Source organism: Eubacterium sp. AM46-8, from assembly GCF_003466705.1.
Classification (GTDB): Bacteria; Bacillota; Clostridia; order Lachnospirales; family Lachnospiraceae; genus Lachnospira.
This window is the reverse complement of record NZ_QSEU01000003.1, coordinates 150,948-174,672: the sequence shown is the minus strand read 5'-3', so window position 1 is coordinate 174,672 and position 23,725 is coordinate 150,948. Positions and strand designations below refer to the sequence as shown.

At 37.4% G+C, this 23,725-nt stretch carries 18 protein-coding genes, 2 pseudogenes and 1 riboswitch; of the genes and pseudogenes, 3 read left to right on the top strand and 17 right to left on the bottom strand.

Features of this window, described 5'->3' with window-relative positions:
* Positions 1-258: 258 nt before the first annotated feature.
* Together DW963_RS03365 and DW963_RS03360 are read right to left on the bottom strand one after the other, a co-directional pair.
* On the bottom strand, positions 259-1,071 hold the full coding sequence (locus DW963_RS03365; RefSeq protein ID WP_117913835.1) for a prolipoprotein diacylglyceryl transferase: 813 nt from the start codon (positions 1,069-1,071) through the stop codon (positions 259-261).
* A 37-nt stretch (positions 1,072-1,108) separates the two neighbouring features.
* Positions 1,109-1,789, bottom strand: coding sequence for a YkgJ family cysteine cluster protein (locus DW963_RS03360; protein ID WP_117913834.1), 681 nt, complete (start codon positions 1,787-1,789; stop codon positions 1,109-1,111).
* Between the two features lie 189 nt (positions 1,790-1,978).
* On the opposite strand from DW963_RS03360, the gene DW963_RS03355 reads away from it, so the two are divergent.
* Positions 1,979-3,001, top strand: coding sequence for a sugar kinase (locus DW963_RS03355; protein ID WP_117913833.1), 1,023 nt, complete (start codon positions 1,979-1,981; stop codon positions 2,999-3,001).
* A 15-nt stretch (positions 3,002-3,016) separates the two neighbouring features.
* Here the strand turns inward: DW963_RS03355 and DW963_RS03350 are convergent, their stop codons facing one another.
* From DW963_RS03350 to DW963_RS03280, 15 genes and pseudogenes are all read right to left on the bottom strand, one after another.
* Positions 3,017-3,706, bottom strand: a complete 690-nt coding sequence (locus DW963_RS03350; RefSeq protein WP_117913832.1) for an ATP-binding cassette domain-containing protein — start codon at positions 3,704-3,706, stop codon at positions 3,017-3,019.
* A gap of 3 nt (positions 3,707-3,709) precedes the next feature.
* Positions 3,710-4,558, bottom strand: a complete 849-nt coding sequence (locus DW963_RS03345; protein WP_117913831.1) for a DUF2705 family protein — start codon at positions 4,556-4,558, stop codon at positions 3,710-3,712.
* Positions 4,555-5,304, bottom strand: a complete 750-nt coding sequence (locus DW963_RS03340; RefSeq protein ID WP_117913830.1) for a hypothetical protein — start codon at positions 5,302-5,304, stop codon at positions 4,555-4,557. Before DW963_RS03340 ends, DW963_RS03345 begins: the two co-directional genes overlap by 4 nt.
* A gap of 18 nt (positions 5,305-5,322) precedes the next feature.
* Complete coding sequence (locus DW963_RS03335) at positions 5,323-5,931, bottom strand: hypothetical protein (protein ID WP_117913829.1); 609 nt, start codon at positions 5,929-5,931, stop codon at positions 5,323-5,325.
* Entirely contained in the window at positions 5,921-6,745 is an 825-nt protein-coding gene (locus DW963_RS03330; RefSeq protein ID WP_117913828.1) for a hypothetical protein, read from the bottom strand. The genes DW963_RS03335 and DW963_RS03330 overlap by 11 nt, the downstream gene beginning before the upstream one ends.
* A 13-nt stretch (positions 6,746-6,758) precedes the next feature.
* Positions 6,759-7,586, bottom strand: a complete 828-nt coding sequence (locus DW963_RS03325; RefSeq protein ID WP_117913827.1) for a hypothetical protein — start codon at positions 7,584-7,586, stop codon at positions 6,759-6,761.
* Between the two features lie 211 nt (positions 7,587-7,797).
* Positions 7,798-8,918, bottom strand: a pseudogene (locus DW963_RS03320) (5-methyltetrahydropteroyltriglutamate--homocysteine S-methyltransferase).
* Positions 8,919-9,055: 137 nt separating this feature from the next.
* Positions 9,056-10,308, bottom strand: a pseudogene (locus tag DW963_RS03315) (ATP-binding protein).
* 275 nt (positions 10,309-10,583) lie between these two features.
* Positions 10,584-11,177 (bottom strand): DUF3267 domain-containing protein, encoded by a 594-nt coding sequence (locus DW963_RS03310; RefSeq protein ID WP_117913826.1) that lies wholly within the window; start codon positions 11,175-11,177, stop codon positions 10,584-10,586.
* A 39-nt stretch (positions 11,178-11,216) separates the two neighbouring features.
* On the bottom strand, positions 11,217-12,902 hold the full coding sequence (locus DW963_RS03305; protein WP_117913825.1) for an ABC transporter ATP-binding protein: 1,686 nt from the start codon (positions 12,900-12,902) through the stop codon (positions 11,217-11,219).
* A gap of 473 nt (positions 12,903-13,375) precedes the next feature.
* Positions 13,376-13,843, bottom strand: coding sequence for a 6,7-dimethyl-8-ribityllumazine synthase (gene ribH, locus DW963_RS03300; protein WP_022097602.1), 468 nt, complete (start codon positions 13,841-13,843; stop codon positions 13,376-13,378).
* 32 nt (positions 13,844-13,875) lie between these two features.
* The gene (locus DW963_RS03295) at positions 13,876-15,078 is read right to left on the bottom strand and encodes a bifunctional 3,4-dihydroxy-2-butanone-4-phosphate synthase/GTP cyclohydrolase II (RefSeq protein ID WP_117913824.1); all 1,203 of its coding nucleotides are present in this window, start codon (positions 15,076-15,078) and stop codon (positions 13,876-13,878) included.
* A gap of 30 nt (positions 15,079-15,108) precedes the next feature.
* Positions 15,109-15,753, bottom strand: a complete 645-nt coding sequence (ribE, locus tag DW963_RS03290; RefSeq protein WP_117913823.1) for a riboflavin synthase — start codon at positions 15,751-15,753, stop codon at positions 15,109-15,111.
* Positions 15,753-16,847 carry a bifunctional diaminohydroxyphosphoribosylaminopyrimidine deaminase/5-amino-6-(5-phosphoribosylamino)uracil reductase RibD gene (gene ribD / locus DW963_RS03285; RefSeq protein WP_117913822.1) on the bottom strand — a complete coding sequence of 365 codons (1,095 nt, stop codon included), beginning with the start codon at positions 16,845-16,847 and terminating at the stop codon, positions 15,753-15,755. The genes ribE and ribD overlap by 1 nt, the downstream gene beginning before the upstream one ends.
* Before the next feature lie 632 nt (positions 16,848-17,479).
* Positions 17,480-17,603: riboswitch (FMN riboswitch) on the bottom strand.
* 150 nt (positions 17,604-17,753) lie between these two features.
* A complete protein-coding gene (locus DW963_RS03280) occupies positions 17,754-21,482 on the bottom strand; it encodes a MucBP domain-containing protein (protein WP_117913821.1) in 3,729 nt (1,242 codons plus the stop codon).
* A 363-nt stretch (positions 21,483-21,845) separates the two neighbouring features.
* On the opposite strand from DW963_RS03280, the gene DW963_RS03275 reads away from it, so the two are divergent.
* Entirely contained in the window at positions 21,846-22,337 is a 492-nt protein-coding gene (locus DW963_RS03275) for a DUF2798 domain-containing protein (RefSeq protein ID WP_117913820.1), read from the top strand.
* A gap of 108 nt (positions 22,338-22,445) precedes the next feature.
* A complete protein-coding gene (pepT, locus tag DW963_RS03270; protein ID WP_117913819.1) occupies positions 22,446-23,660 on the top strand; it encodes a peptidase T in 1,215 nt (404 codons plus the stop codon).
* The last annotated feature ends 65 nt before the right edge of the window (positions 23,661-23,725 follow it).

The window sequence follows — 23,725 nt, the reverse complement described above, 5'->3', positions numbered from 1 at the left end:
ATTCTAATAATAAACATTCCCCAGATATACAAATATTTATTATATTAACTAAAATGTACTGATTTCCATGTATTAAATTGTCGTTCGCTTTATTATGTTTACATATTAACAATTTTTTAACAAATTGTCCAGCATTATTTGTTACATTTTAATAATTCTTGTATTTTTATTAATACATTATGGATTAAAAGGCAATAAAAAAGACTAACCAGCCAGTGTAATTTATAATACAACGCTGATTAGTCCATATTAGTATTTCTATCTGTCCGCATTTTTCAACTTATGATTAACAGCCATTGCAGCAACTCCAAGTAATACAATGAAAAGAGAGATAAACTGCGATGTAGAGAATATTCCGACCTCACCTCTATAATCGTTTCTTAAAAACTCAATTGCAAATCTTCCAAGTCCATAGGTTATGCAATATAAGAATCCGATATTACCTGCTGCCATATGCTTTCCGGCAGTTTCCTTACCGTCAGCCTTGCGCTTCATAACAGCAGTATAAGAAAACTTAGCTGCTATTATCATAAGAAACGCCATATTAAGGAAATCTGCCCCCGATGATATAAGCTGTGTAGGAATCAGTTTAACTCCTGATGGTGCAAGTGAACCAGCCGGGAAAACAACTCCCCAGGCTGCATCTGTCTGTCTTCCGTAACAGCACCCTGCAAGGAAACAGCCGATTCGTCCAAAGCCCTGTGCCAGCGCTATCTCTGGCATTACCAGGTCAAAATATTCAAGGAATGATAACTTCTTAATCTTTACATATATAAGGTTACACAGCACACCTGCAATAAGTCCGCCATAAACAACGAATCCCGATGAGCCAAGCACACCTATAGGATCTTTTATAAAATCCTTAAAACTCACTATTATATACAACAGCTTTGCTCCGAGAAATCCCGATACCCCCGCAATTATCGCAATATCAATAAGAGCCTCCTCTTTCATCCCCATCTTCTTAGCCCTGTACTCGCCAACAAGCAGTGCCAACACAAAACCTATACCAATCATAAGTCCGTATCCATGAATCACGAACTTTCCTATATGAAATAAATCTGTCTTCATAAAATCAATCTTCCTTTCTGTCACCTGCGAACCATTCCTACATCAGTCCCAGCTTTTCCTTAGCCATCACAAGTCTTCTGTCAAATTCCGCATAAAATGCCTTATCATCAACACATCCGGCATATGTCGTCATATAGAACACTCTTAAGTTAAATGTATTAAGAATCTTCACATTATCCTCTGAAAGTCCCGGTAGTGCCACCTGAAGCTGCTTCACATACTCATGCCATCTGACAATATAAGAATCATACTCCGCAAGTCCATCGATGCCAAGCCATTTTTTCAGTTTAATCTTCGATAGATTATCCTTATTACACTCGCCCTTCTGCACAATATATTTAAAATGTGTCTCATCCTCCCAGTATCTTCCAAGTGGGAACATTCTGCATATTCCCGGTCTTATCGTATGTATATTGCACAGATTATCTTCACGAAGAAAAGCACATCTTCCGTCTGATTTCTGCATTTTAAGATTAGGCATAATAATACCATCCACAACATTTAACTCAAGCTCATTCATCGTAAGCTGTTCAAATGTTTTGCCCAACCCGGTTGTGAGCTTATAACAGTCATATGGATCAAGCACAATCGTACTTCCCATATTCTGGCAGCATACAGTCTGACAGCCCTTACACGAGTTAGTATCAACACGCACAAGGTCATTCTCAGTATACAGTCTGCCATCCGATATATCTTCTAATGAAACATTTCTTAACATTATTCAATCCTTTCAAACGTGTACAAAAGATTATAAATCTTCACGCACATATTTACTTCACATGTAACTATAGTAAAAAATATGTATCAAATCAAGAACATTTTACTCCCATTTTTCGCCATAATGTGCTAAAATACATTCTTGTATATTTATTTTAGGAAATCTGATATTGAGAAAGGATTAAGAAAAATGAAAGATAAGATTGTTACATTTGGTGAAATTATGCTTCGTCTCTCTCCTGAGAACAACGCAAGATTTACTCAGTGCAATGCATTTGAGGCTGTTTATGGAGGTGGAGAAGCCAATACTGCTGTGTCCCTTGCTAACTTTGATGTTGATGCTAATTATGTAACAAAGCTTCCAAAACATATAATCGGACAGGCTGCAATCAACTCACTCCGTCAGTACGGCGTAGGCGTAGACCATATCGTGCGTGGCGGCGACCAGATTGGTATCTACTTCCTTGAGAAGAAGACAAGCCAGCGTCCAACTAACGTTATCTATAACAGAGCAGGTTCTGCATTTGCTCTCGCTACTGCTGATGACTTTGACTGGGACGAGATATTTGATGGTGCAACATGGTTCCATTTTTCAGGAATCACACCTGCAATCTCTGATGAGATGACTAACATCTGTATCACAGCCTGCCAGAAGGCTAAGGAAAAAGGCATGACTGTAAGCTGTGACTTAAACTACAGAAGCAAGCTCTGGTCAAGTGAAAAGGCTTGCGAGGCAATGTCTCGTATCTGCCAGTATGTTGATGTATGTATCGCTAACGAAGATGACGCTATCGGTATCTTCTCTATGAATCCTGCCGACGCTAATGGCGAGGAGAAAAATGCTTACATTGCCAGGGAACTTATGAAGAAATTCCCATTCAAGATGGTTGCTTCAGTGTGGAGAACAGAAACTTCTATCACAACATTTAAGCTCCAGTCTATGATTTACACAGAAGGCAAGGCTTACTACAGCAAGGAATTCTTCATGCACATTCTTGATTACATCGGTGCCGGAGACGCTTACTGTGCTGGTCTTATCTACAGCCTTATCAACAACTTCGACCCTCAGAAGGCAGTTGAATTCTCTAACGCTGCAAGCTGCTTAAAGCACACTGTAAGCGGAGATTACAACTTAGTTACAGTTGACGAAGTTATGAAGCTCGCTTTCTCTGACGCTGGTAACGAAGTCAGAGATAATTTATTATTCATATAAAAAACTTAAAGGCAGTTAATCCCTTATATAAGAATTAACTGCCTTAGTTTTTAAGTCCATTTCATAATCACTCTTTTTCCCCGGCAACAATCCTGCCTCATAAATCTCAATTATCTCATCTGACAGCATTTCAAGTTCTTCCTTGTCATGGCAGGCAATTATAATAAGTGCTCCTCTCTTTTTCTGCTCCTCAAGTATCTTGTGAACCTGTTTTGCACCCGCTTCATCGAGCGCATTTATAGGCTCATCAAGAATTATGATATCAGGTTTTTCCATAAATGCCGCTGCTATTCCAAGCTTCTGCTTCATTCCAAGTGAATATTTTTTATAGGTTCTCTTATCGCCAGGATCCAGTCCCACCTGCTCCATTGCATGTCTTATATCTTCAATTTCAATCTTATTCTTAATACATGCCAGCATCTCAAGGTTCTTCAATCCCGTATATTCCGCCACAAACGAAGGATTCTCTATAAGAATTCCTATGCTTGGTGGAAATGTAAAATCTTTTCCCAGTATTTTCCCATCAATCTCAATTTCACCCTTCACTTTTATAAGCCCACTTATAGCACGCATAAGCATGGTTTTTCCAGAACCGTTCTTTCCCTTAAAACCATATACCATGCCACTTTCAAGTTCAAGATTAACATTATCAAGAACTCTTGCTCCTTTTATATCTTTACACACATTTCTTAATACAACCCTCATACACTATATCTCCTTTGCATTTAATATATCCATCCTGCTGACATATATATATACTGCTATTATGGATATAAGTATTATTACAACATCAGCAATCATCATATGAATACTGTCTGTTCCTCCAGCAGTATATATATTATTTCTCATACACATAAGACCATTGAATACCAGTAATACATTTCCTGAAAATATCGTTATTATCATTCCTGTTGATATAAGTAAAAGTGCTATTACAGACGAACATATCATTGATAAAAACATCTGCACCAGTGCTATGGCAAATAATGAAAGCAACGGAAGAACCAGACTCATAACCACTATTTTACCTGCTGCCACATTTGTTACATTCTCTGGATATCCATATATACGAAGCACTTCCATATGCACATCCAGTCCCTGTTCATATCCATGAATTACACTTATAATTACAATTAATATATCCGTCAACGCTGTCATATATAAAGCACTTGCAAAACACCACATAACTTTACCTGCAAACCATTTGCCAATGCTTCCACATCTGATTATTATCTGCATACCCACACTGCCAAAATCCCTGACGCAATAGTTTCCTACAATAAATGCAATGCCAAGAACCATAAACAGATACTGTTCTGATATATAAAATTCTGCCATATTGTCTGGTTTAATTATTCTGCTGCCCCTGTAAAACACCTGAAACAAATCCCCCACTGATACCTGACCTGTATATCCATGTGAACCGGTTTTTCTTCCCAGACTCATATCAGCAATAATTACCAGTGCAGCTATTACAACAGTCGATATTATGTATAAATATTTTCTTTTAAATATCCCACGCGCTATATCATTTTTTAAAATATTCCAAAACATCATCGATTTCTCCTTAAACTGTCACATTTTCCCATCAATAATATAACCATAAGCAGTACAGCCACTATCACAGCCATATACACAAGACTGCTGTATCTCCATCCATTCTGGTATACCCTGTATGTTATAAATGTTTTCAGCACTCTGGCATTTCCCTGCTCAACCAGCATATACAGATTAAGTACTATGCATATAAAATATCCGGCAATCCAGCTATGTATATATCTGTGTATTATCATCAGCATTTCCATGTTTATAATCATCATTAAAATTAATGTTATGAAAATTCCTGAAAACACTGTGATAAACTTTGTGTCTGTAAGATATGCTCCATAAACTCTCTTTGCCATCGCATTTTTTGACTGCCAGTTGTCAATAATTCCATGTGTCGATACAACACCGCCTATAAACATCCAGACGGTCATAATAACTACATATAATACAATCCTGCCAATTCCCCCACCAATTACAGAAATGTAAAAATTTCTTATATTAACATACCGCACCATTCTGTTATCATCATACATTCTTCTAAAATACGATATTAAAAGAACCATAATAACAGGAATTGCTATATAAGGAACAACCCTGTAATTATATGTAATAATAAAATCTTTCACGCATGTGACGCCCTTTGCCTTTCTTGCTGCAAATGCGAATTCACACACAAATAATGAAACTAAAATAACAACAGCATACAATGATATCTTTTTCCACTCCGGTGGTCTTTTCCAGATTCTCCACTTCATAAAATCCCCCTTTATTAATTATTCAATAGAAAATACCATTCTTCTCTCTAATGGATACTGTGACATAACTATGTAAACATCAGACTCTGCATATCTCTGTCTGCTATTAACCATCCATGCATCCTTATACTTTATGTTGGTTACAAATTGTACTCTCTGTGTTTCACCTGATGCCACTGTCTTAATATCAGTATTCATCCTTTCCAGAGAGTTGCTGTCACCATTAAATTCTGTACAATAGATAAGTAATGATGCTAGACGGTTTATGTTTACAGCCTCCTGTCCGTTATTTTTTATATCAACAGTAAATACAAGATAATCTGCATCGTCTTTTCCTTCTGAAAATATTCCAAGCTGTTCTTTTGTGTAATCTTTTAAAATACCTGCCCTGTCATACATTTTGCATGATACCGGTGAGATACTCACATCTACTGTAATAATATCCGCTATGTCAGGTGTATAATTAATCCATTCTCCATATCCGCATTTTTCAATCTTTTTGGATGGAAAAATCGTATTAATTCTGATTGTAAGCATAAGCCATACTGCCAGAACAACTACTGCACATACTATCAATGCAATTTTCTGCTTTCTTTCCTTTCCCGATAATCTGTCATTATAAAACATCCATTTTCACGCCCCTTACCATAAAATGCACATATCCGCATAAAACAAGCACAACAAACAATATGCATAAAGAAACTAATGTTGTTGGCGAACTCTGTGGAACATAAAACACCTTCTGTATTGCAAGCCCTCTTATAACCGGATTACCCGAATATGCGACCAGCCTTCCCGATACTATACATATAAGAAAAGGCAGCGATAATACAACAAATCTGTTATTAGCATATAATGACAGTGATAATGCCAGTCCCGCTATAAGTCCTGCAAATACAAATATCAGTGCCATATATACAATGCAATATGCAATCACATTTTTAACAGCAAGATTCATAAACAATGCCTTATAATTCGGCAGCTGGTACCAGTCATAATTAATTACCGGAAACATTGTCATTGTAAGCATAAGATTAAGTAACAACGGAAATACTGCTGAAACCCCGGCAGTCATAAACACCGCTACAGATTTGGCTGCCAGATATTCTCTTTTTTCACCTCTTACAGCTATATTCTTAAGTATTCCGGCCTTCCTGTCTGTGTAAAATGATGCTGCATACGGAATAGTTATTAATAAAAATACCACCATCTGGTATATATTAATCTCTGGATTAATCATTCCACCCATCCAGCTTTCCGTAACATTTCCAACAACAGAAGACGCAATATCCGGATGATATCCATCAAATATATGACTGACTGATGGTATAACTTCTAATACAAAATGTGCCAGTCCCAGCAACCCTCCTAATAACATTGCAGTTTTAAGTTCTTTCCCATGAAAAGCTCTGTAAAGTTCTATTCTTATCATTCGCCCCATATACATCACCTTCTTACTCAATATTAAACTTTATAAAGTTTTCCCCGTTAGCGACCTGCTGAACCCCTAAAAGGCTTAACCTCAGATAAATATTGTCATAATTAATATCGTCAGTGTCTGTCGCAACATTTCTGCCATTCTCATTTCTATAATATTTTTTTACTATCTTGTCCGGCTCAACCATACATAAAACTATATTGCGGTGTTCCCCAGCCTTAAGTGTCATATTCCCATAATCTGCACCTGTTGATTCTGCATAATCATAAAATATTGATTCACATATACTCAATCTGGTAATCTCCCCATTCTCCCTGTCCAGACTATATGGCTTTATTCCAGCAATATTAATTGCAGCTTCTGAATCTGAGTTATTAACAAGTTCTGCCGATATCATAAAAATCTTAGTACCAACTCCATCATATCTGCTGTCAAATGTCCCGTCTGCTTCATTGTATGTGTTAGTAAATCCTGCTTCTCTTGAATTAACCTTTTTTATCCATTCTATAAAATCACTGTCTGTACCACCAATTTCTTTATACACATCCATATTATCAGCCAGTATAGCCTTATTAACCTTTATACTAATATTATAGTTTAAGTGTGGACTTGTAAGAATTGTTCCCTCTTTAGAATAATCATCTATAATTACTGCATCTGATGGCAACTTCATAACATCCTCTTCCATAATATATTCACGATTCATTTCAATTCCATCAGTCTGCTCAGTTTCAGTCTCCGTCTGCTGTATATCCGTATAATCTTTATAAGAAACTCCACAACCTGATATACATGTCATACTTATCAATGCTACAAATATGCCAACAAACCATTTCTTTCTCATAAAACCCCTCCCTTTTTTTAATCGCACTTGCTTTTCTATATTTATATACGAAATCATGCGGAAAAAAGTTTGACAGTTTTATCAGTTATAACTGATAAAATATTTTTAATTTTGCATTCTATAAGTTATAACTGATAAAAATCAAAAAAGGATTGGAGACTTCTCACAATCTCCAATCCTTCTAAATAATCATATATTCATTTTCTAAGACTTATCCCCACACTTCTTCTGCGATTTCTTTTACAAGCTTTAACTTAGCCCACTGCTCTTCCTCAGTAGCTTATTTCCAATCTCGCAAGAAGCAAATCCACACTGTGGGCTCAGATACAGTCTGTCAAGAGAAACATATTTTGCCGCCTCATGAATTCTGTTTATAACAAGTTCCTTATTCTCAAGTGCTGGCGTCTTGGTTGTAACAAGTCCGAGAACAACCTTCTTATCCCCAGATACCTTTGCTAACGGTGCAAATCCGCCTGAACGCTCATCATCATATTCCAGATAATATGCATTAACATTTTCTTCACCGAAAAGCAGGTCTGCAACACTGTCATATGCTCCAGAACTGAAGAATGTTGAATGATAATTACCTCTGCACACATGTGTACTGATAAGCAGGTCTTCTGGCGCAGCCGCAGCAACCTCGTTGTTTAACTTAAGCATGAGTTTCTTATAATCTTCAAGCGCCTCGCCGCTTCTTCCTGTAAGTGCAACAGCAAGTTTGGGATTAACCATTCCGCCCCATACGCAGTCGTCAAACTGAAGATTTCTGCATCCTGCCACATATATCTCTGCAACAAATTCGTTGTAAGCCTTAATTACATCATCTGCAAATGCTTCCTCTGTTCCATAGATTGCAAGTGTATCTGCTAAAAGTTCTGCACCTGTAAAATATGCATAGAACTGTCCCGGTGAAGGAATTGTCTGTTTTGCAACAGTGTTCTCGTCCTCTAATGCCTTAACGAATTTAAAATGTTCAACAAATGGATGGTTCTTTACTGATATTTTACCAACCATATATGTATCATCAATCATTGCTGCTTCTGCGTCAAATGTTGTGTTGCCGTCAACTGTCTTTCTATGCTCAACTCCGTTGAAACCCCACATAAAATCAAGATGCCATGTAGATCTTCTGAACTCGCCATCTGTAATAACATGATAACCAAGTTTCTTAACCTTTGCTACAAGCTCTCTTATGCAGTCGTCTTCAACTGCTGTAAGCTCTGCCTTGTTAATCTTTCCACTCTCATAATCAGCTCTTGCCTTCTTTAATCTTTCTGGTCTTAAAAAGCTTCCCACATAATCATATCTGAAAGGTGTATGTAATTTACTCATATGTATCCTCCTGTTATAAATCAATTGTGAGGATAATTGTATCAGATGTGATTTGATATTTATAATACATTTTAATTGTGGTTAGCCATAGTTTTAGGCTATGGCTGTTTTTTGCTTTATAACCTCAATTTCTCATACTAAAACTCCAAACTATCCGCATTAAGCAGAAAATACTTCATTCCCATGATTACAAAGCCTTCCTCATTTCTCCAAGGCTTTTTTGTTCCATTTACTATCACAATCTTTTTAAATGAATCTGGAATATTTCTAAATGAATTAAGTTCCTGCGTCTGCTTTTCCTCAGAAGTCATATCATAAGCCACCTGAATATAATATCTCTGACTACCCTGATTGACTACAAAATCAACTTCAAACTGCTTTCGAGTCGTTTTTCCTTCATTATTTCTTGCATATACCTCTACAATACCAACATCCACATTATAGCCCCTGATAAGCAGCTCATTATAAACAATATTTTCCATAATATGAGTAGGTTCCTGCTGTCTAAAATTCAATCTGGCATTTCTAAGTCCCACATCTGAAAAATAATATTTCCGATTTGCTCCCACATATTTTCTGCCTTTAATATCATATCTGTCAGCTTTAGAAATTAAAAACGCCTCCACAAGATAATCTATATGGTTGGATATGGTCTTGTTGCTGTAATTGATACCACGTTCACTTTTAAAAGTATTTGATATTTTAGTTGGATTAGTTGGAGCTCCTATCGCAGAAGCAAGAATATCTATTAAAGTACCAATCTCATCAACATTTTGAAGCTTGTTTCGTTCTACAACATCCTTAATATAAACATTTGTGAAAATGTTTTTTAGATATTCAGCCTTTTGGCGTTCCACAGAAAACTGTACCACCTGTGGTAAACCACCATATATCATATATTCTTCCCAAGCATCATCATAATCTCCACCGAAAGTTGCATAGAACTCTGCAAATGACAACGGATATATTCTTATCTCATCTCCTCTTCCTCTAAATTCAGTTACAATATCACTAGATAAAAATTTAGAGTTACTTCCAGTCACATATATATCAATATTACTGATACGAAGCAGGCTGTTCAGTACTTCCTCAAATCGTGACATAAACTGTACTTCATCCAAAAGCAAATAATACTTCTTGTCATCTTTCATTGCATCTTTAATATGCTGGTAACACTTCTTTGGATCTCTCAACTCCTCATTTTCAATGCCATCTAAAGCAATCTCAATAATATGGTCATTATCCACACCACTCTCCAATAAATATTTTTTAAACAATACAAATAGTAGAAATGATTTTCCGCATCTCCTGATTCCAGTGATAATCTTTATCATCCCATTATCTTTCTTATCTTTAACTGTTCAAGATATACATCTCTTTTAATCTCCATAAGTTTATCCCCTTATTTTGTGTATATACACATTTTTTAGTAGTTAAATTGTATCATTTAATGATTACTTAATCAATATTCATTACTATTTTATGTGTATTTGCACATTTTATGCTATCGATGACCACGAAACGGTAGGCAGTCTATTAAGTACAGCAGCTCTATTTTCCATAATGCAAGTTTTTCCTGTTCATCTAAAGCACTTTTGTGTCTATTTTATCCAGCTAAAATATTCCCCGTTAAATACCGATTTCCTTAATTCTACAAACTTGAATTTACGATACCTTATACATATCATTTTTATAAAACATTATTGCGTCTTTTTTATTTGCATTCCTTAAGACAATAATAACATTATATACATCAGGAAATGGCGAAACCATACCCATACATGACATACCAAACATTAGTCCATTTAGTTCTCTACATTCTGCCGGACTAACAATAAAAATCAATAATGGTATTATTCCAAGCACAAATGATAACAGACACATTACTATAAACCTGCTACGCTTCAGAGGATATGATGCTAATGCAACAAATGTTATCTTACCCTTTATTTTACCTATCGTAACTAGTGCTTCCCTCGGATAAACAATTCCATGTAACCACTCGTGTATCACCAAACAAATATACCCCAGGCAAAAACCAATCAAAATAAATACATGCGAAATAACAACTGTCTTGTTCATAACTGTTTTACACAGCATCGTTACAAACATTAAAACACATAATACCGCTGCAATAGGTGCCGCTTTTTTCATCATCTCTTCAATGCTCTGAGGTGTTTCTATTTTAACAGCATTCTTTGGTAAAATACCTGTCTGATACTCACTTATATCTTCAATAGACATTTTTAATTTTATCATTACCAATTCACCTCCATAGAAAGTAAGAATTTTCCTCAATTATTGAACCCTCGCATTATATAAGTCCATAAAATAAGAATGTGTATGTAACAGTTCTTCAAAAGTCCCTTGTCCAACAATCTTTCCTTCTCTAAACACAACGATTCTGTCAAAATTGGAAATGAAATTTAATCTATGCACAACTGCTATAACCGTTTTATCTTTTACCTTTTGTATAACAGATTTCATCAAATTTTCTTCTGTTAAGTTATCCATTGCAGATGTTGCTTCATCCAAAATGACAAGCTCAGGATTTTCAAACCACAAGCGGGCTAATGCAAGTTTTTGTTTCTCTCCACCTGATAAACAAGTACCTTTCTCTCCAATTTCAGTATCCAAACCTTTCTCAAGACTCTCAACCAAATACGATAACTGCACCTTATTCAATGCGTCCACCATTTGCTCTCCTGTCACATCTTTGTCGAATACCAAATTTTCTTTTATCGTTCCGTCAAAAACAGGAGCATCCTGTGATATATAACTAACTTTGTCATATAAATCATTAAGACAAAGCTCACTTAACTCCATGTCTCCCAAACGGACCTCACCCTGATTGTATTTCAACAGCCCCAATAATATCTTTATCAAAGTCGATTTCCCAGAACCGCTTTCTCCTACAAATGCTATCTTTTCCCCCTTTTTTACCGACAGACTCAAATTATCAATGATTTTTCGTTCCTCATATCGGAACGATAAGTTTTTTATCGATATTTCACCAACATCGGTATTTATTATGTTACCATTTATCAATTGATTATCGTCCTTCAAATCCAGAAATTGTTTCAATCTGTTGTAAGACTCTTTATCCAATTTATATTGGACATAAATTACATTAAAAACAGCAATTGGCGTATAAGCATTTTCAATCAGTGTAATTAATGCAACTACTGAACCTACTGTAATGTTTTGCGTTTTCCATGCGTAAAAAAGAATACCAATATCCAACATTGCAACAAGCAACGCAAATATTGTAAAAAATGCCTCATGAATCATATACATTTTTATTTTTGATGAAACAATATCTTCTTTGGCATCATGAGTTTTCTTTATTTCATTCGGAAACTGTCTGCTTATACGGAATACCACCATTTCCATAAAACCTCTGACCAAATAATGATTTAACATTTCTTCACTGTCCAAAATTTTTTCTTTTATTTTGTACAGAAAATTCAGAAGAATGTTGGTTATTATAAAAATAAACATATATCCAGCAAACAACACATAGGTGACTTTTTTATCAATTTTCCAAATAAAGTATACACTAAAAACAATAGTAGGAATCAGATTGCGAATCAAACATAACCAGAAATTGAATACCACATTTCTTCCTGCTGATGAACCGTTTTCAATCCTTTGAACAAGTTTTCCAGTACCTATTTTCTGATACTCTGTGTAATCAACCGTACTTATTTTTCCAAGTGACAAAAGCTTAAAATCCAGATAAATCCCCTGTTCTAATTTCTTATTTGGATAATTATCCAGATAATTCATACAATAGTTTATCAGCAAAATAAAGCCATATGTCACAACTCCTGCAAATGTAAGTGTTCCCTCAGCCAATCCATCAATGACTTTTTGAAAATAGTCAGCCTTGTAATTAGCCATAAATGCATTGAATATACCTAGTCCTATGTAGACAAATACCCATATTCTGTTTTTCTTTAATACTTCTTTTATATAGCGCATAACTGTACTCCTTTATATAATGTATTTCAAACATTAGAACAGTACAGTCAACGACTGCTAGCAAGTTTCTTTTAACCTCAGCACAATCTGCCAACAGTTTACATCAACTGTACTGAGTAGTTATCCAGAATAAGTTTCATATCAATCTCACCTCTTCCAAATAAAATATTTTTTACTTTATCCTTTCAAATAGCACAAATTTTTATAAAGGATTAAAATTATCTATAGATTCAACAAATTCATGACTAACTTTACCCTTATATCTTTCTCCTCTGGTTTAGATTCACCTAATACTCCATCCCCAAACATATTATAAATTAATCCATTTGTTAAATTAACCTAATCCATTATACCTTATATCATCACCTTCGCATATCCATTTTCTACCATATTTTATAATACAAAAGGCCAGCCCCGCCAATACTAATAGTTCCTGACGAATCTGACCTTTTACAATTACAAAAAATTATATATTACCCTTCAATCTCTTTAATTAGGTTAACCATCTCAATAGCACCTTCGGCACACTCAAATCCCTTATTGCCTGCCTTTGTTCCGGCACGCTCAATTGCCTGCTCGATTGTATCTGTAGTAAGCACTCCGAACATAACTGGAATGTCGCTTGCAAGTGATACATTTGCAATGCCCTTGGAAACCTCGCTGCACACATAATCGTAATGGCTTGTCGCACCTCTTATAACTGCACCAAGACATATAACAGCGTCATACTTGCCGCTTTTTGCCATCTTTGAAGCTATCAATGGTATCTCAAATGCGCCCGGTACCCATGCAAGGTCAATATTTTCCTCTGAAACATCATGTCTTACAAGTCCGTCCTTTGCTCCTGCAACAAGCTTAGACACAATAAACTCATTAAATCTTGCTGCTACAATACCTACCTTAATTCCACTGTCAACTAACTTACCTTCTAAAACTCTCATCATCAATTCCTCCTTATAAATATTTCATTTTTTTACACCACATTTAAAATGTGTCCCATCTTTGTCTGCTTTGTCTTAAGATAGAACCTGTCAAAGCTGGTTGCATCTATCTCAATAGGCACTCTCTCACTGATTTCGATTCCAAAATCTGCAAGCTGGTATACCTTATCGGGATTGTTAGTAAGAAGCCTTAAGCTCTTAGCACCTAAGTCTTTCAATATCTGTGCTCCTATGTAGTACTCGCGCGCGTCTCCCGGCAGACCAAGCGCCAGATTAGCCTCAAGTGTATCCATTCCCTGATCCTGAAGTGCATATGCCTTAAGCTTGTTGACAAGCCCGATTCCTCTGCCCTCCTGTCTCATATAAAGAAGCACACCCCTGCCTTCATTGTTAATCTGTGTCATTGCTGACGCTAACTGCTGACCGCAGTCACATTTCATTGAGCCAAATGCGTCTCCAGTCAGGCACTCTGAATGTACCCTGCACAAAAGATTGCCGCCATCACCAATGTCGCCTTTTACCAATGCAACATGATGCTCGCCATTTAACTTATTGACATAACAGTGTGCTGTAAATTCCCCGTATTTTGTAGGCATTCTTGTAACTGCCACACACTCAACCAGGTTGTCATGTCTCTTTCTGTATTCCTGAATCGCTTTAATTGTTATGAATTTGAGATTGAATTTTCCGGACATTTCTATGAGGTCTTCTTTTCTCATCATTGTTCCGTCCTCTTTCATTATCTCACAGCACAGACCGCACTCCTTAAGTCCTGCTATTCTCATAAGGTCTACTGTTGCCTCTGTATGTCCGTTTCTTTCAAGAACTCCATTAGGCTTTGAACGTAGTGGAAACATATGTCCAGGTCTTCTGAAATCCTCAGGCTTAGCTTCATCTGACACACATTCTCTCGCAGTAAAGCCTCTCTCCTCTGCCGATATTCCTGTTGTCGTCTTAACATGGTCTATTGACACTGTAAATGCAGTTTCATGGTTATCAGTATTGTCAGCAACCATCTGTGTAAGGCCTAACTTCCTGCACAAATCTCCACTCATAGGCATACATATAAGTCCTTTTCCATATGTCGCCATAAAGTTCACATTTTCAGTAGTTGCAAATTCTGCAGCACATATAAGGTCGCCCTCATTCTCTCTGCTTTCATCATCTGAAACAAGTATCAGCTTTCCTTCCTGTAAATCCTTAACTGCCTCTTCTACTGTGTTATACTCAAACATTTTCTTTTACCTTCCTTTCCCTTTGATATTTTAAAATCCATTCTTTAGCAGGAATTCTCTTGTGATTCCCGTCTGGGGTTCTTCTTCCCGCAGAGCAAGAAACCTCTCAATATATTTTCCGACAATGTCATTTTCAAGATTAACTACATCGCCGCATCTTTTTAGTGACAATGTTGTTTCCTTTGCCGTATGCGGTATTATCGACACTGAAAAGCTATGACTGTCCGTCTTGGCAACCGTAAGACTTATTCCATCTATGGCAACCGAACCTTTTTCAACGATATATTTTAATATTCCGCTGTCTGTCTTAATCTGATACCATATCGCGTTATCGTCCCTGGTTATCGCTGCAACTTTTCCTATTCCATCAATATGTCCTGAAACTATATGTCCTCCGAACCTTCCGTCAGCCGCCATTGCCCTTTCAAGATTAACAGCACTTCCACTCACCAGCTTTCCAAGTGATGAGCGGTTCAACGTCTCGTGCATTACATCAGCAGTAAATGTATTATCATATATCCCTGTCACTGTAAGGCACACACCATTGACAGCAATGCTGTCTCCTATATGTATCCCCTCAAGGACTTTTTCTGCCTGTATTGTAAGAATTGCTGACGCCGTTCCTTTTTTTACATTATTTACATGTCCGATTTCTTCAATAATTCCCGTAAACATTACAACTCTCCTTCAATCAGAATATCCTCACCAAGAAGACGAACGGTCTTGTTTCTCAACTGATATGCTTCATCTACATTTGCAACACCCTGACCTTCAACTGCTGTTTTACTATCCGCCCCGCCAAATATCTTAGGTGCAATGTAAGTCTGAACCCGGTTCACAATTCCAGCCTGCAATGCCGAGAAGTTAAGTGTTCCGCCTCCCTCTAGAATTATGCTGTCGATACCTTTTTCTCCAAGCACGTGCATAAGCTCTTTAAGGTCAACATGCTGCTCCGATTCTTTTGTAATTATCACTTCACAGCCTGCATTTTCATATAAAGATTTCCTGTCGCTGTCGGTACTACATGTAGCAATTATTGTTGGTATCTGCCCTGCACTTTTTACAATTCTGCTGTCCAGCGGAGTTCTCAATCTGCTGTCGCATATGATTCTTACTGGATTGTGTGGATTACCTATTTCTTTGCTTCTGCAGTCGAGCATCGGGTCGTCTGCAAGCACTGTACCGACACCAACCATAATTGCCGCGTATCTGTGACGGTCTGCATGCACATTTTCTCTTGCCTGCTCACCTGTAATCCACTTGGAAAGTCCCTTATATGTGGCAATTTTCCCATCAAGTGTCTGTGCTGTTTTCATCACAACATATGGCTCTTTATTCCTTATGTAATGAAAGAATACATAATTCATTGCCAGACATTCTTCATTGCATACACAACCTTCAACTTTAATCCCGTGTTCTTCCAGATATTTAACACCTTTTCCACTTACCAGGGGATTAGGATCCATCGAACCTATCACAACCCGGCTTATTCCTGCCTGCACAAGTGCTTCAGTGCAAGGCGGCTGTTTCCCATGATGGCAGCATGGCTCAAGTGTCACATATATGGTTGCTCCATTGGTATCTTCCTTACATCTTGAAAGTGCATCTCTTTCTGCATGAAGTTCACCATATTTCCTGTGCCAGCCTTCACCTATAATTCTGTCATCCTTTACAATTACAGCTCCAACCAGCGGATTAGGATTAACCCAGCCTGTTCCTCTCTTTGCAAGCTCAATTGCCCGCTTCATATATAATTCATCCTGCTGCATATTTACACCTTCTTTCCATGACTACTTGTATCTGACCTGCTCCCCCGTCGTGATACCTACACATAGCCGCATTTTGCTCATTTGAGTAGGTCTTTTTCGCATCAATAAATGATTTCATATGCTCTTTCTGAATTCAGAAACCCACTCATTCATCATATTTCTTCAATTTAGTAGGTCATTTCTCTATATGTCTATACTGATAGGCATTGTTTGTCATCTAAAAAACCTACTAATCGCCCACATATTGCAAGTTTAGTAGGCAATTTTCTTCATTCTCTTTGATTTTCTTCAATTTTATCTTGAAAAAAACCTACTATTTCTTAGAATATTAGCATTTAGTAGGTTTTCCGCTTATCGCCGATATCAACTGCTTGACAAAAAAATCAGTTCATCCCATATATATCTCTCCAGCCGCTTAATCTTCCCATCACAGACAGAGAATACGAAAAAGCCCCCAAAGCATCTCTACTTCAGGGGCTTATAATTCGCTGGCATCTTTCCAGCATTTAAAGCAATAAAAAACTCTGAGATAATTAATTCATCTCAGAGCTGATATCCAATCAATTAAGGCTCTCCATGTATCATCCACATATCAGTGTCTCTTGCTATGTTCATAACACAGGATAAACCGTCAATTACTTCTTCCATCCAGACTTTACTGTCGGCCTCGGAATTACACCGAATCATGCTCTGGCTCGCGCCTCGGCTCGTGGGCTTTACCACCGGTAGGGAATTGCACCCTGCCTGAAGTTCCATATGTATTAAATTATTTATAGTATACACCTGATTTTTAAAAAATCAAGTACTTGACACATTTATTAATATAAGGAAATGAATAAAACCAAAACATGTAAAAACCGGAACCTCGCACCCACACAGTAAGCGAAATTCCGGTCTCCTTAAATATTAATTTTCTGTCTTTTTACCTTTAACCGTTAATCCTGCTGCCGATCCTCCTATTACAAGCATAAGAAGCCATGCAAATACATGTTTATTATCTCCCGTATCAGGCGCCTGTTCTTTTACTGTCTCTGTATTATCGTCTTTACACGTATCGTCCAATGATGTTGTATCTGTAATCTTTGCAACCACAGTCTGTGATTTTTCAATCTCAACAAGCCCATCCTGCTTGATGTAATATCTGTCACAATCTTTACAATACCAGTATTCAATATTTCCTTCATCTGTCCTGGTAGCCGCCTTTGCCGCTACTGACTGCAAGCCTTCATGCATACTCATATTGTAAGTGCCATATTCTTCGCTGCAGATCGTACACACCGCTTTCTTCACACATGTTGCACTTCCGCCTGCGTGTTTACACTGATAACCACAAACCGTGCATACACCGTTTTTCCAACCATGTGCTTCACTTGTCGATACTTCCTTATCACAGCAATCATATGCCTGCTTATGAGTTTTTTCTGTCTGTACCCATACTAACTTTCCACTGTGATTTGCCATATCTTTATCTGTATACTCCTTGCCACATGTTTCGCAAACCGCACCTTTTGTACATGTTGCTTCTCCGCCGCTGTGTACGCATACATAACCACATGTTTCACAAGCACCGTCTTTCCAGTTATGATTTTCTTGTGCTATCGTCACTTTACCACAGCAATCATATTTCTTTTCATGTGTTGTTGCTGTCTGTATCCATTTTTCCACACCTGAATGATTGTCTGCATTTATTTCTCCATATTCACTGTGGCAGATATTGCAAACCGCTTTCTGCGTGCAGGTTGCTTTTCCGCCTTTATGAATACAATCATATCCACATACCGTGCAGTGTCCATTCTCCCAGATATGATCTGCTATATTAGTTACCTCTGCACCACAACAGTCATATTTTTTCTGATGAGTTTTTTCTGTCTGTACCCATACCTGTTTTCCACTGTGGTTTACAGGATTTAAAGTACCATATTCAGCATTACACTCCGTGCAGACGGCTCTCTTTTTACATGTTGCCGCTCCGCCTACACAGCTTTCTGTTTCTTCTATTGTACAGCCTGCTGTTGTACATTTGTGTGTATGTGTGCCGTTACCATTTGACTTCCATTCACCATATGTATGTTCTGCCTTTGCTGCTGTAACAATCTCACCACATTCACAAATTACAGGTGTTGTACAATCACCATCATCTGTACCACTATGTTTTGTCTTTGTTGTTGTTACCGTACAGCCGTCATTCTCGCACACTTTCCAATGATAAGTATCGTCTTTTGTCCATGTGTCACTAAACTTATGATTTGTCTGTGCCGGAAATATTTTCTGGCAGACAGAACATATTGATTCTTTCGTACAGTCGCTGTTATCCATTATATGATCCGCATTTACCGTAATAGACAGATAAATGCTGTATCCTTCATTATCTGTCAATGTTATTGTCTGTGTGCCATCTGCTGCAGATACAGTATAAATACCGGCCGCATCAGGTGTAAGCGTTTTATTTCCTGCCATTACCTGTGTATAATCTAAAGAAGTTACTTTAAACTGTGCCTTCTCGCAGTATACTCCATTATTTTTAATACCGTCTACCACTGTATCCGGATTAATCTCATTATAATAATATGTAACTGTCTGTGTTTCTGATGTATACACACCCTTTTCATCGCCTGTCTTGCTTAAAAAAGTATATCCTGATGGAATCTTAATATTTTCAGGTACCACATAATTCGTTCCCGATGTGCCCTGAAGTGTAATCGATTCACGTAACTTCTGCTCACTGTCTTTTATCACATAATTAACAATTACTTTTCCTTTGCCTGATGTTACAGCCACATCATCAAAGCTTTCCTTATCTACAAAAATCATTGTAGTATACGCAGGTACAGTTATAACGGAGCCTGAGACTTCACCAAGTGATACAACTCCTGCACTTTCGCCATTTGCAATAACAACCCAGTCCGTAGCAGCTCTTCCTTGAACAGGAATTGTAATTTCTTTTGACACATCTGACTCATTATTTAATACTGCCATAGTATTCCACTCGTCGTCTTTTGTACCTGCAAGCACATAAGCTTCAGAATTTTTTATTGTCTGGCTTTTCGCAAGCGGTGAAAATGCTTTTCGTATCTCCATAAGTCCTCTATAATATGAGACTACATCTGCGTACTCTGCGGAATCCTTCCATTCAATGTAACTGCTGTCTGCAAGAGTTGTTCCCTCAACGCTGTTACACATTTCTTCTCCGCCATCCATAAACAATCTTCCCGGTTTAGCATATTTCATTGCCGCTTTCTGCTTGTATATTTTTACAGCTTTTTCATTTCTTTCGCCATAAGCGCCACCTGTGCTGCCGATTATTTCATCATATAAGGAAGTTTTATTCTGTCTTTCTTCCTTTGTATAATTATCTCCCCATATAACCAGATTGGCATCTTCCTTTGCCAATGATGTCTTTATCTCGTCAAGCCATTTATATACATACGAAGAACCTTTGTACTTTACATTGACACAGTCAATCAAATCCAGTGAAAATCCATCAATATGATATTCCTCTGCCCAGTATCTCATGGAATTAACCATATAATTACGATACATCTTCCGCTCTGTAGAAAACTCATTGTCATATCCCGTATTTGTCGTATACCTTGTACCATTAGTATTCAATCTGTAATAAAACCACGGAACTGACTTTTCAAGAGGATTTTCCTCTGAGGCATGCGTATACGGCATCTCCATCACAACAGAAAATCCCGCACTGTGAAGTGCCTGAATCATCTCTTTACATTCTTTTATAACAGTCTTGCTATCCGACGGATTGGAAGCATAACTTGCCTCAGGTACATTATAATTTAAAATCTCATACTCACTGTCGCCATCAAAATCCGCAAACGGTGCAAGCTGTACTGTCGTAACACCAAGTTCCTTCAGATAATCAATACCCGATACAAGCTCTCCCGCACTGTTTACTTTTGCACCCCTTTCCGTAAAAGCACTGTACTTTCCGCCCGCAGTCATGCCCGATGCGGTATCTGATGAGAAATCTTTAACACTTATTTTATAAACAGTATTTGCTTTTGTCGAATCAACATACACATGTCTGTCGCTGTCCCAACCCTCAGGAGATACTGAAGATGTATCTGTTATATACGAACGCTTTCCGTCTTTGCTTACCGCAACCGAATATGGGTCCTGAATTTTATATTTTGTTGTTCTGTCGCTGCCAATATGGGTAATATCTGTTGTGGTAATCGTATAGTCATAATACAATCCACCACACTCACCAACAATCGTTATAGTCCAGATTCCATTCCATTCCCCATTTACAAGCATTTTCTCTAATACATAAGTTCCTATATCACGTGCATTGCTGTCATTATCATCACCTGTTGCATAAATATTAACTTTTACATCTATTGCCGCAGGTGCCCATAACAAAAATTCAGTTGACTGCTTTGTATATGTCGCTCCAAGCTGCCTGCCCTTACGCGTATGCCCCCAATTATCAACATATGTTCCATCATAAAAATATTTATTATCAATATCTTCTGCCACTTTATTAATATAGCTGTTAGGAATCGTAGCTATCTTTTTACTGTTATCTGCCGCAAACCCGGTAACGGCACTGCTTGAAAATACCATTCCGATTGACAATACCACCGCAGTAATCTTTTTTAAGTTTAAATACTTCATAAACTCTCCCTCCTTTTATTGTACTCAATGTATCTATGCAATACCATAAAGCATTACAAAAATACATTCTATCTTAGTGGTATTATACAATAAAAGGCATCAAAAAAAATGTCATTTACATGAAATGACATTTTTTCGACATGAACGATATTAAAATGAATGTTTATTCTTCACTTTTTAATCGCAATTTATTTATAAAGTTCTGGACCTGATTTTTAAAAAATCAAGTACTTGACACATTTATTAATATTATGATACTATACTTCGGCGCAATTAAATATGGTTATATTGGAAACGACACATCCTCCGGATGATAACGAACAACACATGTTTTGCTTAAGTTATTATTAAGGAGGATTTTTTATGCCAAAAAACAAGTTTCAGGATGTTATTTTCACAATTATTATGGCAACAATTATGGTCTATGGCATGGTCGTATACAATGTTGCCCTTAACACAGGTACTGTGAATGGTACTACTTTCTTAGCTGCAACACACGAGCTCCCAATCATGGTTCCAATTGCGTTCGTGCTCGAGTTCTTCGTTGTAGGAAAGATAGCTAAAATGCTTGCTTTCACTGTTATGCGTCCAACTGACAGACCACAGTTCATCACATATGCAATATCAATATGTATCTGCTGCATTATGTGTCCGATTATGAGTCTTGTAGCTACATTCCTTTTCAAAGAGCCATCCTTTGGCATGTGGGTTAAAACATGGGCAATGAACTTCCCTATGGCAATCTGCTATCAGATGTTCTATTGCGGACCACTTGTAAGGCTTATATTCAGGGCAATATTTGTCAGAAAAAATGCTGATGCCCTAGAGAACATGGGTGCTGCAGAAGCAGAATAATATTAATTACCAGGCAGGAGATTTTCTCCTGCTTTTTTATATATTACGGATATTCAGATAGAAAATGTGTTATTATATGAATATCAATCCAAAGAATGGAGAATTATCATGAAAGCCTATGAACGATTATTAAAATATGTCACTTTCCGTACACCAAGTGACGAAAACAGTGAAACAACTCCCTCATCTGCATGCCAGTTTGAATTAGCCAGATATCTTAAAGACGAGATGGAAGGATTGAATTTATCGGACATTGTACTTGATAATATGTGTTACCTGTATGGTAAGCTTCCAGCAACAAGCGGTTATGAAAATGTACCTGCTATTGGATTTATTGCACATATGGATACTGTGTCCGATTATTGCAATCATGATATTACACCTGTTATAACAGAGAATTTCAATGGTGAATCACTTACACTTCCTGCCGGGATAACTCTGTCTGTGCATGATTTCCCTCATCTTAGTACTCTTAAAGGACGCACAATTATCACATCTGACGGAAGCACTGTTCTTGGCGCTGATGACAAAGCAGGTATTGCTGAAATCCTGACTATGATAGAACATTTGCAGAAAAACAATATACCTCATGGAACAATATGTGTGGCATTCACACCTGATGAAGAAATTGGCAGGGGAGCTGAGCATTTTAACATAGAACAATTTGGTGCCAAATATGCCTATACAATTGACGGCGACACAGAAGGCGAGATTCAGTATGAAAATTTCAATGCCTGCAAGGCAGATTTTCACATTAAAGGCTTCAATGTACACCCTGGTTCTGCCAAAGACACAATGATTAATGCCAGTCTTGTTGCAATGGAGATTAACAACGCACTTCCAGCCATGGAAACGCCTCGCGGAACTGAGGATTATGAGGGCTTCTACCATCTTGTCAGCATGTCAGGCGATGTCAGCGAGGCTTCTATTAATTATATAGTCAGAGACCATGATAAGAATTTATTTGAGGCAAAGAAAAATACTCTCCGCTTAATCGAAAAGAATCTGAATGAGAAATGGGGCGGGGGAACTGTCACACTCACCATTAAAGACCAATATAAGAATATGTCCGAAATCATTGCAGGCTGCATGAATCTTATTGAAAATGCAAAGACAGCCTGTGAGCATGCCGGAATAGAGCCGCTCGTCCTTCCCATCCGTGGAGGAACAGACGGATGCCAGCTAAGCTTCAAAGGACTTCCATGCCCTAACTTGGGAACTGGCGGACACGCTTACCACGGTCCCTATGAGCATATTACTGTTGAAGGCATGGATATGACAGTTGCTATGCTTGTTAAATTGGTTGAAACATTTATCGAATAATATGCTCATATAATCAAAACAGCCGTATGGTCTTATGTAATACGCAAGACTTCACGGCTGTTTCT

Excerpts from the sequence above, each read along its gene's own strand:
- DW963_RS03310 (WP_117913826.1), bottom strand. The coding sequence starts at position 11,177 with ATGATAAAATTAAAAATGTCTATTGAAGATATAAGTGAGTATCAGACA.
- DW963_RS03360 (WP_117913834.1), bottom strand. The coding sequence starts at position 1,789 with ATGTTAAGAAATGTTTCATTAGAAGATATATCGGATGGCAGACTGTAT.
- pepT (WP_117913819.1), top strand. The coding sequence starts at position 22,446 with ATGAAAGCCTATGAACGATTATTAAAATATGTCACTTTCCGTACACCA.
- DW963_RS03330 (WP_117913828.1), bottom strand. The coding sequence starts at position 6,745 with ATGGGGCGAATGATAAGAATAGAACTTTACAGAGCTTTTCATGGGAAA.
- ribH (WP_022097602.1), bottom strand. The coding sequence starts at position 13,843 with ATGAGAGTTTTAGAAGGTAAGTTAGTTGACAGTGGAATTAAGGTAGGT.
- ribD (WP_117913822.1), bottom strand. The coding sequence starts at position 16,847 with ATGCAGCAGGATGAATTATATATGAAGCGGGCAATTGAGCTTGCAAAG.
- DW963_RS03355 (WP_117913833.1), top strand. The coding sequence starts at position 1,979 with ATGAAAGATAAGATTGTTACATTTGGTGAAATTATGCTTCGTCTCTCT.
- DW963_RS03345 (WP_117913831.1), bottom strand. The coding sequence starts at position 4,558 with ATGATGTTTTGGAATATTTTAAAAAATGATATAGCGCGTGGGATATTT.
- DW963_RS03365 (WP_117913835.1), bottom strand. The coding sequence starts at position 1,071 with ATGAAGACAGATTTATTTCATATAGGAAAGTTCGTGATTCATGGATAC.
- DW963_RS03350 (WP_117913832.1), bottom strand. The coding sequence starts at position 3,706 with ATGAGGGTTGTATTAAGAAATGTGTGTAAAGATATAAAAGGAGCAAGA.
- DW963_RS03340 (WP_117913830.1), bottom strand. The coding sequence starts at position 5,304 with ATGAAGTGGAGAATCTGGAAAAGACCACCGGAGTGGAAAAAGATATCA.
- DW963_RS03295 (WP_117913824.1), bottom strand. The coding sequence starts at position 15,078 with ATGTTTGAGTATAACACAGTAGAAGAGGCAGTTAAGGATTTACAGGAA.
- DW963_RS03305 (WP_117913825.1), bottom strand. The coding sequence starts at position 12,902 with ATGCGCTATATAAAAGAAGTATTAAAGAAAAACAGAATATGGGTATTT.
- DW963_RS03280 (WP_117913821.1), bottom strand. The coding sequence starts at position 21,482 with ATGAAGTATTTAAACTTAAAAAAGATTACTGCGGTGGTATTGTCAATC.
- DW963_RS03335 (WP_117913829.1), bottom strand. The coding sequence starts at position 5,931 with ATGTTTTATAATGACAGATTATCGGGAAAGGAAAGAAAGCAGAAAATT.
- DW963_RS03325 (WP_117913827.1), bottom strand. The coding sequence starts at position 7,586 with ATGAGAAAGAAATGGTTTGTTGGCATATTTGTAGCATTGATAAGTATG.
- ribE (WP_117913823.1), bottom strand. The coding sequence starts at position 15,753 with ATGTTTACGGGAATTATTGAAGAAATCGGACATGTAAATAATGTAAAA.
- DW963_RS03275 (WP_117913820.1), top strand. The coding sequence starts at position 21,846 with ATGCCAAAAAACAAGTTTCAGGATGTTATTTTCACAATTATTATGGCA.